This is a genomic window from Mastigocoleus sp. MO_188.B34 (genome assembly GCF_030065675.1).
Taxonomy (GTDB): Bacteria; Cyanobacteriota; Cyanobacteriia; order Cyanobacteriales; family Nostocaceae; genus Mastigocoleus.
Genome location: NZ_JASJDK010000168.1, coordinates 1 through 14,053, shown reverse-complemented (window position 1 = coordinate 14,053; position 14,053 = coordinate 1). Strand labels below are relative to the sequence as shown.

Genomic DNA, 14,053 nt, shown 5'->3' with positions numbered 1-14,053 from the left:
GACGAACCGAAGGAAATTTTACTTGCTCGTTTCCAAGCAATAAAGGAATATCTAGAGTCAAAACGGCAAATCAAAGCTGACAGAATAATAATGGTAAATGGAGATACCTCTCGATTTAATGCAGTACTCCGATTAACAACAAAATCTTCAAATCAGACTTTTGTCGCTCAGTATTTTGATAATCCCGAGAATAATCTCTAGTTATCAATGTCTATTTTTGTTTGACTACGATCAAAACCTTTGACCTGTAGTCACCTCAAATCTCACATCTCCTTCATCATTAATCCCCAAATCTCCCCTCAGCAACCCAAAAGGAGATAGTACACGTAAACCAACACCATAACCAAAACCACTTCCAGGTTTACCCCGTTTTACTCCCGGTTCCCCCAAAACGCTTCCACTGGAACCAAAATCGGTAGCAAAGTCTGTAAATACAATTCCTCCAACCGATCTGAGAATTGGAAAACGATATTCAACTGAAGCTAAACCATAACTGCGAGCGCTTGCAACTTTTCCATTGTCATAACCTCTTACAGAGTTAAGACCACCAAGATTAAAGGAATCAGCAGGGGAAAACGTCCCGATAATGGTACCAGTTTGCAAGTTTACCGCTAACATCTCAGTATTTTTACTCGAGCCGTGACCACCAAGAAATTTTACCGGTAAATAATGGATATAGTTCGCTCGCAAACGGTTACTTTTGATTTTACCCAAACCAATGGGAATGGCTTGTTCGGTACTCAAAGATAATATAGACCCTTGGGTGGGATAATCCCGGCGATCGCGCTTATCTTGTGTTACTTGCAAAGACAAAGTAACCAAATCATCAATTCCCGTACCGCTCACAGATAGGGGACTATTACTACTATCAACCTGCGCAACCTGATAATCACTATTACGCAAGCTGATTCTGCTATAGTTCAAACCTAAAGCTCCATCCCAATCATTGAAAGAACGTAATAAAGCTACTGAAGCACCAAATCTTCCTTCCCGTGTTGTACTACCATCTTGCAGTCTAATATCATCGCTAAAAGTCTCGGAAAAGTTTCGCTGACGAAAAGCTGCGATTCTGTAACCTAAGTGGTTTGGTTTTCCTAAACTGTAACGCTTGGTAAATTCACCATTAAATTGAATATCTTTCCCACTAACTTGTAACTCAGTTTTCAGTTTATTGTTAAGACCATTGATATTTACATCTCGATAACCAACTTGACCGTAAATTCCAATATCTCCACTATTTCCACCCCCAAACACCCAAGAAGGAGTACTACTTTCTTTAATAAAGAAAGTAATTTTTACCCCTGTTTCATCTTCCTGAAGAGAAACTTTAACTCGATCAAAAGACTCAAACTTACGCAGACGCCTTAAATCTGTTTTTAATAGCTTTTCACTGAAGCGATCGCCAGTCTTTAATCTTAGATTATCAATAATAAAATCTTTTTGAGTACGTCCTGTTATTAGTTGACCTTTTTTATCCTTTGTTAAACCATCTTCGTTTACGAATTTAATTTCAATATTTTTAATTATTCTAGAATCTTTTTCAGATATTCCCAAGTCTTCTTGAGGTATATTTATTTCATTACCTATTGCTTTATTAGTTATGGATTCACACAACAAAAAGCCAAAAATAAAAATGAGAATAATTTTAAATCGCATTTGTAAACTGTTATCTATGTAATTTTTCATTTATGATTTGTAAATTATTATTTGTAAATTATTATTTTTCCATTATTACTTGTCATCACTAGTTTGTCGTTAGTATAGAATTTGAAGCTATAAAAATATAGTGACTTTAACTTCATTTTTATTTATTTCAGTATCCAAAGAAAGATTTGTAAAATATATCCGAAAATATATCCGAAAATATATCCGACAACGAAAAATTTATAGCTTATGTCAGCCTTAGAAAATTTATTTAGTAAATGGTGTAGTTTACTATTACGACTTGAAATTAAATCCACGAAAATAACTGAAAATACTTTTTCTGTACTAGCTAAAGAATATTCTCAAACAGGGCGTTATTATCATAATTTTGAGCATATTTTTCACGTACTAGAAACGATTAAAACTTTGGGAAATTTAACTAATCAATTAACCTCTATCGAACTTGCAGGGTGGTTTCATGATGTTGTTTACGATCCTAAAGCTGGAGATAATGAAGAAAAAAGTGCAATGTATGCTACTAATTTAATGAAGTCATTAGGAATTGATTCAACTACCATTGCTAATGTAAATCGCCTCATCTTAAGTACAAAGCTTCACCAAGCCGATATAAACGATATTGACAGTCAAATTTTGTTAGATGCAGATTTAGCAATTTTAGGTTCTCCGATTCAACAATATCTTACATACGCTAAAAATGTTCGTCAGGAATATGCTTGGATTTCAGATCGGGATTATCAAAATGGTAGACGAAGAGTTTTGGAACAATTTTTGCAACGGGAACGTATTTACTATACAGATGCAATGTTTGAAAAGCTAGAACAATCTGCGCGTAGTAATTTAAATACAGAATTGAGGACTTACAGGATTAATTTTTTTATTTAGAAAATTTCTAGTCACCAAGGAAACTGCTTTTTAAGGTCATCTATATTACTTTTTGATTAGGATTGAAATAGTGAGTATTTAATGATACTTAAGTTCAAGCTTTGGTGAGTTTTATATATAATTCTTTCACTGAAACAATCTCAGGATAAGGAAAATATTAAACTGATGTCTGATTCAAGAAAATAACTGGTATTATCATTCAATCACAGAAATTACTTTCTATAAATAAGCTTTACAGCTAAATATAATATTTGAGTACTAGCTTCAAATTGGTTGTCACCTTTTTATCACTTTTGTCACCCATTTTTGTCACTTTTTATCCGTACCATTAACCTAATTCTTATTTGTCTAGGGTTTATGCAAGCTCTTGTTTAGTTTGGGATTAGAGTTCGCTGACACTAATCCCTTTTCTTAACATTTGGGAAAAATCTAGCATCTCGTACCTATTGCTTATGTAGAAGATCTAATGATTTTCACTTACTACTAATCAGTTGTTAAGGGTAGGTTGAGCTACACATAAAATTTTCCACTATCATTTTTTCTCCATTCTAGAGATATTAATTTGAGATGTCTCTATAGAACTTCTTTCTTCATGCTTTTGTGTGACTGAAACCCTACGTTCTCAGTCAATGTCGTTGTTTTTAGTGTTTATGTACAGCAATACGCTTCATCACGACTTTTAGAGTATCAATGAATGTCTTGAGTGTAAGCCTGGTGACCTGGATCTATTTTTTACGCGCTAAAGCGCAATTACAAACCTGTCAAATATAAACCTGTCAAAATAAATAACAAAAACTTTTCTCTCTGCTTTTCTTGTCAATTTCACCACAAGCTCAATTGTTTTGGAGATGTGTCTGGATCGTCCCAACTTGGTAAGGGTGGTATTTGAATTCCGGTCTTTCCTAAAATTTCATGAAAATGACGGGCATTTCTGGGAGAATGCTCTTCTTGAGGACAATGAATAAATAAATATATGCGTTTTTCTTCCTCCAACCATTTTTTTATATAAATTGCCCATTCCTCCATATAAGATTGATTTTCTAGTAAGTTGGGATGGGAAATAAACCGAATTATGCTGAAAGGTGCAGTCACGCTGAAGTGTACCGGAAGTTTGGGTTTTTTACGTTCAGAATGCAACTGTGGATTATCTTCGCAATTATAAATAGGGCGTGTATCCAATAAAACTCTACCCACGTCAAATTTTTCTAGTAAGGTTGTTAATTCCGTTGCGTGGGGTTCTACAAACCAGTTTTGATTGCGAACTTCTATTGCTAACTCTACTCCAGTTTGCTGCCAAGCTTCGATAAAAGTTCTCAAATCCTCGATTGCAGTTGGTGGATAACTTGGTGGTAACTGAGCAAACATTGGTCCGAGGCGCTTTCCATCTGCTAATGGTTTTACTCTATTAACAAAGTTGAGTGCATCGGGAATTTTAGGCGTAAGTAAATTGTTGTGGGTGATATCTCTAGGTAACTTAAGACAAAATTCAAATTCTGGAGGAGTTTGTTGCGCCCAACGAGTTACGGTATCTTGTTTGGGAACGGCGTAAAAGGTAGTATTACCCTCAACACTGCTAAAACGACGACTGTAAATCTTGAGAAAATCAGCAGCACGAGTACCTTGGGGATATAGTGTACCAACCCAATCTTTGTAAGCCCACACAGCACAGCCAATAAAAAAATTCACAATCCGATGCCCCTGTCAATCATCCTTTACTTATCGTAGCTTTCCATGGACAGATATGTGCGTTAACCAGGATGAAACCTGTGCAGTAGTTTATGGAAAAACTAACTTTTCTTTTCATCAATTACCAATTACCATATGACGCTTACGCGTCACGCCTTGCTAACACTGCGTTAGCAGTGCGGGCGTATACCAGTTACCAGTTACCAACTACCAACTACCAACTACCAACTACCAACTACCAACTACCAACTACCCCTCACTCCAAATTTAGCCCCTAGTAATCAAACATTTCTCTTGACATGGGTTCATTTGCACGCTAAATCACATCTAATATAAAGCATAATATCTAAGCAAAACGATGATTATAGGAAAATCATTTGTAGATTATTCATGGAATGATATTGTTCAATGGTTAAAAATTGATACTCTCAGTTCTGCTGATCGCCAAGAACTTTTATTGTTATCTATGATTGCTGTCGTAAGCCTGGCATTATGGCAGCGTGAAGCAGGGAGAGAGATTATTAGACCTTATTTTATACTAGGTGTTTTCTTTCACGAGGTAGGACACGCCATAGCAGTGCTGATGTTAGGTGGAAAACCTATAAGAATAGAACTTAATACTGACAATAGTGGCCGTACAAAATACCGTTACTATCGAAAGATTAATAGGTTTATTGAAGCGATTGTTTCAGCAGCAGGTTTCCTTGGAACTTCTATAGTTGGTGCTCTATTGATCTTAGCTTCTCGCAATCCTAATATAACTAATAATATTTTGATTATTCTGGGAATATTTTCATTAGTTATAACCATTGTTTGGGTTCGGGAATGGTTTGGATATGGATTTATGACCATGATTTTTTGGGGATTGATCATACTTGCGATCGCATTTAGAACACCTCCAGAAGTTCAGAAATTTATGATTCAATTTTTAGGTGTTCAAATTAGCATGATAAATTTTCTTAATATTGGGTACTTGTTTAAAAAGCAAGGAGATTCTGATGTGGCAGAGATGGAGAAATACTTGTTTTTACCCCATTGGTTTTGGGGAATCATGGTAACTCTTTTGTGTGTAGCAATTCTGGTTCAAAGCATTCGTATTACTTATTTTTCTAATTATTTCCAGTAGCTATTAAGGTTATTTTATGTAAGTTGGTTTTATTTTTTGAGTGTGTTATGTGTGGGATTCATAACACACAACTGTTCAAAGCTATGATTTCCTATAGCTGGCTCCATATGTTTACTACTTTTGATTTGTTTCTAAATTAGCTTTCTTTTCAAAGTACTGTTGATGTTCTTCTGATGCTAACCAATAAGCTCCCTTGGGTTTGATTTCGGTAACAATTGGTCGTTCGTACTTCCCAGATGATTGCATTTCTTGTTTTGAGTGTCTTGCAACTGTTGCTTGTTCGGAACTGTGATAGAAAATAACAGATCTGTATTGCTCTCCCCGATCTGGACCTTGCCGATTTAAACTTGTAGGGTCATGAATCTTCCAAAAGATTTCTAACAATTCATTATAAGTAATTATATTAGGGTCGTATTCTATTTGTGCAACTTCTGCATGTCCTGTAATTCTGGAAACCACATCTAGATAAGAAGGGTTTTCAAAATGTCCGCCCATATATCCCACAGAGGTGGAAATAACACCTTTTACCTTCCGAAAGGCTGCTTCTACTCCCCAAAAACATCCTGCTCCAAAAGTTGCTTTTTCCATGGTTATATTATTTAGAACTCAATAAATATCATATCTTCGAGCTTTGGTGAATAGTTATCGGTGGTTGGTAATTGGTAATTGGTATACGCCCGCACTGCTAACGCAGTGTTAGCAAAGCGTGACGCGTAAGCGTCATATGGTAATTGGTTATTGGTTATTTGTATATGGCTAACTCCACCTAATAACTACGTTACCCTGTTCCGCTACCCGCGAATGCTAGCCGCTAAGGGTAAATGAATGAAACAACTAAAAAGGGATATGGCAAAAAAAGGTTTTCTGAAATAAATAATCCATTTAGTAGATGATTTTTTCAAACAAACTTTTTAAGTGCTTCAAATCAAAGGTTTTTTGTTGATAAATTTTCTATTTGCTCATCTATCCTAGTTAGGTGAGACAATCTGTAAATAGAGTTTTGATATAGCGTTTCTGTGTTGTCGTTGTTCCTATTTGAGGAAATGCAGCACAAAGTATAGATAATGAATCGCGATCGCAAAAGGTATATTAATCATGGCGAAGCCAGTCATTTTAACAGTTGATGATGACCCAGTAGTTTTACAAGCTGTCGCGCGAGACTTGCGCCAAAAATATGGCGATCGCTTTCGAATTGTCCGTGCTGACTCGGGTGTAAATGCTTTAGATGCACTTTCCAAAGTCAAACTGCGTAATGAAACTGTGGCATTATTGTTAGCGGATCAAAGAATGCCACAAATGTCAGGAGTAGAGTTTTTAGAGAATGCAGTAGAAATGTATCCCGACGCGAAACGGGCTTTACTTACTGCTTATGCTGATACTGATGCTGCAATCCGTGCGATTAATAAAACCCGCATTGATTACTATTTAATGAAACCTTGGGATCCTCCCGAAGAAAGATTATACCCGGTACTCAATGATTTACTCGATGATTGGTTAGCAGGATTTATCCCTCCATTTGAAGGTGTTCGGGTTATCGGTAACCGTTGGTCTCCTGATTCTCATCAGGTGAAGGATTTTTTAGCACGAAATCAAGTACCCTACGAATGGTTAGATATTGAAGTCTCCGAAGAAGCCCAAAAGTTAGTGAAGTATGCTGAATGTGAAGAACTCAAGCTACCTTTGGTACTTTTCCCTGATGGTTCTTCTTTACAACAACCAACAAATATTCAAGTTGCGGAAAAAATAGGCTTACAAACCCAAGCTGAAAAACCATTTTATGATTTGATTATTGTTGGTGGAGGTCCTGCGGGTTTAGCTGCTGCAGTATATGGAGCATCTGAAGGTCTGCGAACAGTGATGATTGAGAGGGAAGCACCGGGAGGACAAGCTGGAACTAGTTCCCGAATTGAAAATTACCTTGGGTTCCCTGTAGGTTTGAGTGGTGCTGACTTAGCAAGACGCGCTGTTACTCAAGCACGACGTTTTGGTGTGGAGGTTCTTACACCCCAAGAAGTACAAGGTATTTCCATTGAAGACCAATATCGCATTATTAAATTAGCTGATGGTAGTGAAATAAGTTCCCATGCAGTGATTTTAGCTTTGGGTGTATCATGGCGACGTTTGAATGTACCAGGAATTGACCGTTTAACCGGGGCTGGTGTTTACTATGGTGCGGCTCAAACTGAAGCTTTATCTTGTGAAGGTGAAGATGTTTATGTAGTTGGTGGAGCAAATTCAGCCGGACAAGCGGCGATGTATTTTTCTAAATATGCTCGTAAGGTAATTATGTTAGTACGAGGCGATTCTTTAACTAAAAGTATGTCGCAATATTTGATCGATCAAATTGAAAGTACTCCTAATATTGAAGTTCGAGCAAGAAGTAGTGTTGTAGAGGCTAAAGGTGAAAATAGTTTAGAAGCGATTACTATTCTTAATAGTTTGACCCAAGAACAGCAAACAGTTGATGCGAATTCTTTATTTATATTCATTGGCGCTCAACCTAGTACTGAATGGCTTCAGGATGTAGTTACAAGAGATGAACGCGGATTTATTTTAACTGGCTCTGATATTATGCCTAACGGGCGCTGTCCCAAGGGTTGGAAACTCGAACGCGATCCGTATTTATTGGAAACTAATGTCCCCGGAGTATTTGCTGTGGGGGATGTGCGTCATGGTTCCATCAAACGAGTTGCTTCTGGCGTCGGTGAAGGCTCTATTTGCGTTCAGTTTATCCATCGATATTTAAGTAACTTTTTGTAAATATACCTTTATCTTTTCTTAAGAAAATGTAATAACTTCGAAATAAGAATATAGAGACATTCCAGAGCTTGCTGCGTCGGCTTGGGCTCCAGTTGTCTCTACAGGGATTTCCGTTTGTATATGGATAAAATGCAGGAGTAATCCAAAATGGATTTTCGATTTTTGGCATTTTGGCAACTATTTTGGTCGCCAGCCAAATATCCTATGTATATCCATGCGTTCTTGTGCAAGTAATGAATTCTCTTTTCCCCGGCAATTTTGTCGGGGGTTTTTATTATAAACTATTTTCAAGATTCTGAGCGCGATTCTAGATGATTTTTGTTAAGTATTTCTTATAGGAGATTGGCGACTGGGGTGAGCCCGCGCCTAACGGCGTTAGCATAGCGTGGCGTTAGCCATATGGGGATAGCACTGCGTGCCGCCCGCCGCTGAGAAGGCGCTGCGCGAACGTGGCGCAATACCTACGGTACACTACGTTAGCAGCCGCGCGTTCTTAGCGGCATAGAGCCTGCGGCGTCGGCAGATCCGCAGGTGACGGCTCCGTAGGTAGCGTAGCTATAGTCATAGCCTCTGGCGATTGGGGATTGGATATTGTGTAGTGAATCATTCCATGTTTCGTCAAAATTTCAGCTTCTCAAATACTTCTTTCTTACCAGTCGCCAATTACCAATTACCAATTACCATATGACGCTTACGCGTCACGCCTTGCTAACACTGCGTTAGCAGTGCGGGCGTATACCAATTACCAATTATTATTTTTCTATATCTGCAATTTCTTTGGGAACTCCAGCAGTCAAAACTTCATGTCTATTTGGTGTTACCAATACATCATCTTCAATGCGAATCCCGATTCCAACCCAACGGGGATCGATTTCTGGTTGGTCTTCATCTGGTTCGGTATCCGGTACGATGTAAAGTCCGGGTTCTACCGTAAGTACTTGACCTGGTTGTAAGATTTGTGGGTTGTCCTCACCATATTTATAAACTCCCACGTCGTGAACATCTAAGCCCAACCAATGACCCGTACTATGCATATAAAATAGTTTGTACTTTTGTTCCTCAATTAATTGTTCGACTTCACCCACAAGTAAACCTAATTCCACTAAACCTTCTGTTAACACCTTTACTGCTGTGTCGTGAATTAAATTGTATGGATTTCCGGGTTTGACTTGAGCGATCGCTTGTTTTTGTGCTTCTAAAACTAGTTCATATAATGCTTTTTGTTCTGCTGTAAATTTACCACCCACGGGAAATGTCCGAGTAATATCAGAATTGTAATAACCGTAGGAACAACCAGCATCAATTAACAATAATTCTCCATCCTGCATTTGCCGACTATTTTCAATGTAGTGCAGTATACAGGCATTATCAGCAGAGGCGACAATGGAAGGATAAGCAGGTCCCATCCCACCCCGCAGACGAAATATATGTTCCATTTCTGCTTGAACTTCATACTCATATCGTCCGGGTTGAGTAAATTCCATTGCACGGTTATGTGCTTCAACTGAAATATCTGCAGCTTTGCGCATTAATTCCAATTCGGCTTCACTTTTGATTAGTCTCATCCCGTGAAGAATTGGACCAGTATCTTCAATTGCAATTGGTCCTGTACCATGTTTGGGATATATTCGCATTAAGCGTTGCCAATGGTTAATGACTTTATCATTGAAATTGCGATCGCGTCCCAAATGATAGTATATGCGATCGGCTTTTTTCAAATACTCGGGTAATTTTTCATCTAATTCTTCAATGGAATATGCTTCATCTGCACCGTAAATTTCCTTTGCTGCATCTACCCCACAGCGATAACCGGTCCAAATTTCAATTTGTTTATTTTTTGGTTTAACGAATAAAACGTATTTATGTTCTGGGTGATGGGGTGCTAACACAGCAACGGCTTCTGCTTCGTTAAATCCTGTGAGATAAAAGAAATCGCTATCTTGACGAAATACATATTCAACATCATTATGCATCACCGCCATAGGTGCGCTACAAAAAATAGCTGTACCATTACCAATTTTTGACATTAATTGCTGGCGACGTTGCTGATATTCTGTATAGATACTCACGCTAATAACTCAAATTATGATCATACTTATTTTGATATTTTAACTTTGTATTATGAACTTTGTACTGACTGTAAATCTATAAGTCATAACTAGTTTATTTTTTCTGGCAAGGAATATCTTATTGGAGGCTCTGTCTAGGCTTGACCTCATAATTACGAGCGTCGATCTAAAATGTCAGTTTGAACTGATAAATTGCTGTAATATCATTGAGTCTAAAATTCCACTTGAAATTTATTCCTAGGTGGCTCCTTGGAATATTTAAGTATCAGGTGCAAGTTATTAGCTTGAAGTAACTTGACTAGGTATTCTGCTTCACTATTTGTATCTATATATATCAAATTTATTCACTATTTTTGACGATCAACAATGCTGATTTTTAGATGATTTTCAGCAATTAAAAATACAGAAAAACATATAAAATATCAACAGTTATTGGGCTAACTTTAAGGAGTTTTTTAGATGTTCCGGCATAACAAAAAAAAATCCAAAATGATTATTAATAGATTTATAGCCAATACTTGTGAAAAAAAATTATGCTGGCATTTGGAAACAACTCTGCGAAAACAAATCAACAATTGTCAACTTCGATATCAACAAATAGTTTTAATTCTCAGAAAAATGATTTAGTAGACACTACTTTAAATCTCAATGGTTCTTCCGAGCCACTGTTAGGGGGAGAAACTGGAAACTCTTTGCAAAATCCTAATCCTGTTTTAAATAATCCCAGTGTTAATCCTGATTTTGATGGTGATGGTAACACTGACCTAGTTGGTCGTAACTCCCAGACCGGTGAAGTTGCAATTATATTAGCCAATCAAACAACTACGACCGTCGGTGCTCTCGGTCCCGAATGGGAATATGAGTTTGCAGATTTTAACGGCGATAGTAAAACCGACCTTTTCTGGTACAACAGTCAAACTGGAGAAAGTACTATTTGGGTGATGGATGGTGCAAGTATTGCTGCTCAACAAGCTTTGGAACCTGTGAGTGCAGGTTCCAGAGGTAGAGTTGGTGATTTTAATGGTGACGGATTATCTGATATTTTGTGGAACAATGAGCAAAGTGGTCAGAATTCTGCTTGGATCATGAATGGAACTACGGTCGTCGAGGCTGCTGCTTTACCAGAAACTGGTGCTTCTTGGACTCCCACTGTGATTGTTTCTGACTTCAACACTAGTACTGATATTTTTTGGCACAACGAATCTACTGGTGAAAATCAGGTTTGGTTGATGAATGGTACCCAAGCAAATTCTCAGGCTTTACCTACCTATGGTGCTGGATGGAGCTATGAAGTCGGTGATTTCAACGGCGATTTATTTACTGATATCCACTGGCATAATGAAGCTACAGGAGAAAATACTCTGTGGCTATTGAATGGTACGAATGTTAGTGAAACACCTTTAACAACCTTAGGCTCGGAATGGGAGTCAAGTGTTGCTGATTTTAATGGTGATGGTAAAACCGACATCCTCTGGCATAATACCCAAACAGGTGAAAATACTGTTTGGTTATTCAATGGTTCAGAAGTTTCTGAGTCTCCTCTAAAAGCCCTGGGTACAGGTTGGGAATCAAGTGTTGGTGATTATAATGGTGACGGTAGTTTCGATATTTTATGGCGTAATAGTGAAACGGGTGAAGATGTTGTTTGGTTGATGAGTGGCGGTCAAATTGCTCAAGAGATTCCACTACAAGCTGCTCCTCCAGAATGGTCTCTCAGCTAGTACCGCTGCGCGGAAGTAAAAAGTAAAAAGTCTTATAGTATCTAGCTTCTCGACTTTATAAATGGTTGCTTTATTTCCGCCGACTTGCACTAGTTAGTAGTTCACCACATATCTAATTTGCCAGGGAATAAATTCCCTGTCTCATAGCATAAGTCCTATTCATAGGACTAAGAAATACCCCTCAGAGTTAATGTAGTCGATTTGTTCTGGTTCCAAGGCTCAGCCTTGGAACCCACAGTAAGAGGCTCTGCCTCGAATTATACGGGAAGTGGGCGATATATCCCATTAATTTGTTTCCCAGGGAATTCTGGAGAGACATAACATGTTACGTCTCTACAAGCAATCGCAGATTTATTCATCAACCAATATTCAGTCGCGCTCGCTTTGCCCATCCCCTTTGGGGATATCGCAAACCCTATAGTACAAGTTTTGCAAACATTTTGATACTTTCAGGACTTACGCAATTGTCACAATATACTCGTGGTGCATGACACTAAAAACCTTATTAATACGTTCAAGCTTACTCTAAGTGTCACACACCCTACAAAAAAATGTGCCGGTTGCGTAAGTTCTAACTTTTTCTAAGTGACTAAGATAAACATTTTTGTCAAATTGATATATGTTATCAATTTACAGAAATATCAATTCAAAACCTTTAAAAGTTTATAACTATAGTCCCTAAAAATACCTGATGTCTCCTTTTATTAAATCCCCTTCTACAAATACTGTTTTATCAACGTCAACAAATTTTAATGATGTTGTTTCCAATAAGTCTGCTTTAAACACGGAACTGGATTTGACTGGTGCTTCCCAATCTGCACTACAGGAAAATAATGTTTCTGCAACTGCGAATCAAAATCCCAATCCAACCTTTAGCGACATTAGCAACTTTATAGATTTTAATGGTGACGGGAAAAATGATAAGTTTTGGCGCAATACTCAAACCGGTGAAAATACTATTTGGTTAGTTGATAATACCAATATTGATACCGGTTCGATTTCCGCAATTGGCTTGGAATGGGATTTACAGTTTGCTGATTTTAATGCTGATAATAAAACAGATATTCTCTGGCGTAATACTCAAACTGGTGAGAATTTAATTTGGTTGATTGATGGTAAAAGTATTACTTCGGAAATTGCTTTAGATCGCATCGATCCTACTTGGTCTGCTAGCATTGTTGATTTTAATGGCGATAATAGCAGCGATATATTTTGGCGCAATAATCAAACTGGTGAAAATGCTGTTTGGATTGTCGAAAATAGTACTGTAACAACAGCAGCCTTTTTGGAAAAAACTGATATTTCTTGGTCTTTTAGTGTTGTTGATTTTAATGGTGACGGTAAATCAGATATTTTTTGGCGCAACCAAACTGCTGGTGAAAATGAAATTTGGTTTATTGATGGTACTGATACTTCGGAATTTTCATTGTCTGATCTAGATTCGCAATGGAGTTATACTTTGGGAGACTTTAATGGTGATTCCCGCACTGACCTTTTATGGCGTAATGAAACGACTGGGGAAAATACTATTTGGCTGATGAACGGAATTTTATTTTTGAGTGCTTCTCTAGATAATCTTGATGCTTCTTGGAAGCCTAGTGTGGGCGATTTCAATGGTGATGGTCAAACTGATATTTTCTGGCGTAATGAAGTAACTGGGGAAAATACTGCTTGGTTGATGAATGGTACGGAAAAAACTACTTCTGCTTTCTTCCCTAGTAATGATCCTGGGTGGAGTCCTTCCCTTGGCGATTACAATGGCGATGGGAAAACAGATGTTTTCTGGCGTAATTCCCAAACGCAGCAGAATGATATTTGGTTTGTCGATGGTACGACAATTACAGAAGCACAGATTTCTGAAGTTTCCACCGAATGGGTGGTTTATTAACGGAACCTAGGAGCTATTATCGCTGTGCGGAAGTCATTAGCAGTTCCGTAGGACATAACAGACCACGCCTAGAAGCGAGAGGCTAGAGGCTAGAGGCTCCGCCGACGCCGCAGGCTCTGAATGGAGTAGGGACGGAGCGCACCTTCACACTTCACAGCCTGCGTGTTTCTCTATCCCTCTCCCCAAACCGGACTTGACACTTTCGCGTCATCCGGCTTTCCATCATTGCAACCGACTATGGTTGCCAAATGAAGAC

Annotated in this window: 11 protein-coding genes; 6 read left to right on the top strand and 5 right to left on the bottom strand. The window is 38.0% G+C overall.

All coding sequences use genetic code 11. From position 1 onward, the window contains the following. Positions 1-201 (top strand): hypothetical protein (locus QNJ50_RS26195; RefSeq protein ID WP_300641447.1); only part of this gene is annotated, 201 nt, incomplete at its 5' end. A 30-nt stretch (positions 202-231) separates the two neighbouring features. Here QNJ50_RS26195 and QNJ50_RS26190 read toward each other — a convergent pair. Beyond that, complete coding sequence (locus QNJ50_RS26190; RefSeq protein ID WP_300641445.1) at positions 232-1,686, bottom strand: BamA/TamA family outer membrane protein; 1,455 nt, start codon at positions 1,684-1,686, stop codon at positions 232-234. Positions 1,687-1,893: 207 nt separating this feature from the next. Here QNJ50_RS26190 and QNJ50_RS26185 point away from each other — a divergent pair, with 207 nt between their 5' ends. Then, positions 1,894-2,547, top strand: a complete 654-nt coding sequence (locus QNJ50_RS26185; protein ID WP_300641443.1) for a hypothetical protein — start codon at positions 1,894-1,896, stop codon at positions 2,545-2,547. A gap of 822 nt (positions 2,548-3,369) precedes the next feature. Here the strand turns inward: QNJ50_RS26185 and QNJ50_RS26180 are convergent. Further along, on the bottom strand, positions 3,370-4,233 hold the full coding sequence (locus tag QNJ50_RS26180) for a DUF72 domain-containing protein (RefSeq protein WP_300641441.1): 864 nt from the start codon (positions 4,231-4,233) through the stop codon (positions 3,370-3,372). A gap of 358 nt (positions 4,234-4,591) precedes the next feature. Between QNJ50_RS26180 and QNJ50_RS26175 the strand changes: the two genes are divergently transcribed. Beyond that, positions 4,592-5,359: a M50 family metallopeptidase gene (locus tag QNJ50_RS26175; protein ID WP_300641439.1), complete on the top strand. Its 768-nt coding sequence runs from the start codon at positions 4,592-4,594 to the stop codon at positions 5,357-5,359. A 114-nt stretch (positions 5,360-5,473) separates the two neighbouring features. On the opposite strand, the gene msrA is transcribed toward QNJ50_RS26175, so the two are convergent. Continuing rightward, positions 5,474-5,947 carry a peptide-methionine (S)-S-oxide reductase MsrA gene (gene msrA / locus QNJ50_RS26170; protein ID WP_300641437.1) on the bottom strand — a complete coding sequence of 158 codons (474 nt, stop codon included), beginning with the start codon at positions 5,945-5,947 and terminating at the stop codon, positions 5,474-5,476. Between the two features lie 507 nt (positions 5,948-6,454). Between msrA and QNJ50_RS26165 the strand changes: the two genes are divergently transcribed. Next, positions 6,455-8,119, top strand: coding sequence for a response regulator (locus QNJ50_RS26165; protein WP_300641435.1), 1,665 nt, complete (start codon positions 6,455-6,457; stop codon positions 8,117-8,119). 752 nt (positions 8,120-8,871) lie between these two features. On the opposite strand, the gene QNJ50_RS26160 is transcribed toward QNJ50_RS26165, so the two are convergent. Further along, the gene (locus QNJ50_RS26160; RefSeq protein ID WP_300641449.1) at positions 8,872-10,182 is read right to left on the bottom strand and encodes an aminopeptidase P N-terminal domain-containing protein; all 1,311 of its coding nucleotides are present in this window, start codon (positions 10,180-10,182) and stop codon (positions 8,872-8,874) included. A 539-nt stretch (positions 10,183-10,721) separates the two neighbouring features. Between QNJ50_RS26160 and QNJ50_RS26155 the strand changes: the two genes are divergently transcribed. Continuing rightward, positions 10,722-11,909 (top strand): VCBS repeat-containing protein, encoded by a 1,188-nt coding sequence (locus QNJ50_RS26155; protein WP_300641433.1) that lies wholly within the window; start codon positions 10,722-10,724, stop codon positions 11,907-11,909. Positions 11,910-12,166: 257 nt separating this feature from the next. Here the strand turns inward: QNJ50_RS26155 and QNJ50_RS26150 are convergent, their stop codons facing one another. After that, a complete protein-coding gene (locus QNJ50_RS26150; RefSeq protein ID WP_300641431.1) occupies positions 12,167-12,301 on the bottom strand; it encodes a hypothetical protein in 135 nt (44 codons plus the stop codon). A gap of 299 nt (positions 12,302-12,600) precedes the next feature. On the opposite strand from QNJ50_RS26150, the gene QNJ50_RS26145 reads away from it, so the two are divergent. Then, the gene (locus tag QNJ50_RS26145; RefSeq protein ID WP_300641429.1) at positions 12,601-13,797 is read left to right on the top strand and encodes a VCBS repeat-containing protein; all 1,197 of its coding nucleotides are present in this window, start codon (positions 12,601-12,603) and stop codon (positions 13,795-13,797) included. The last annotated feature ends 256 nt before the right edge of the window (positions 13,798-14,053 follow it).

Bases quoted from the DNA above. Each gene is read 5' to 3' on its own strand.
- QNJ50_RS26145 (WP_300641429.1), top strand. From the start codon at position 12,601: ATGTCTCCTTTTATTAAATCCCCTTCTACAAATACTGTTTTATCAACG.
- msrA (WP_300641437.1), bottom strand. From the start codon at position 5,947: ATGGAAAAAGCAACTTTTGGAGCAGGATGTTTTTGGGGAGTAGAAGCA.
- QNJ50_RS26150 (WP_300641431.1), bottom strand. From the start codon at position 12,301: ATGGGCAAAGCGAGCGCGACTGAATATTGGTTGATGAATAAATCTGCG.
- QNJ50_RS26155 (WP_300641433.1), top strand. From the start codon at position 10,722: ATGCTGGCATTTGGAAACAACTCTGCGAAAACAAATCAACAATTGTCA.
- QNJ50_RS26190 (WP_300641445.1), bottom strand. From the start codon at position 1,686: ATGAAAAATTACATAGATAACAGTTTACAAATGCGATTTAAAATTATT.
- QNJ50_RS26175 (WP_300641439.1), top strand. From the start codon at position 4,592: ATGATTATAGGAAAATCATTTGTAGATTATTCATGGAATGATATTGTT.
- QNJ50_RS26165 (WP_300641435.1), top strand. From the start codon at position 6,455: ATGGCGAAGCCAGTCATTTTAACAGTTGATGATGACCCAGTAGTTTTA.
- QNJ50_RS26185 (WP_300641443.1), top strand. From the start codon at position 1,894: ATGTCAGCCTTAGAAAATTTATTTAGTAAATGGTGTAGTTTACTATTA.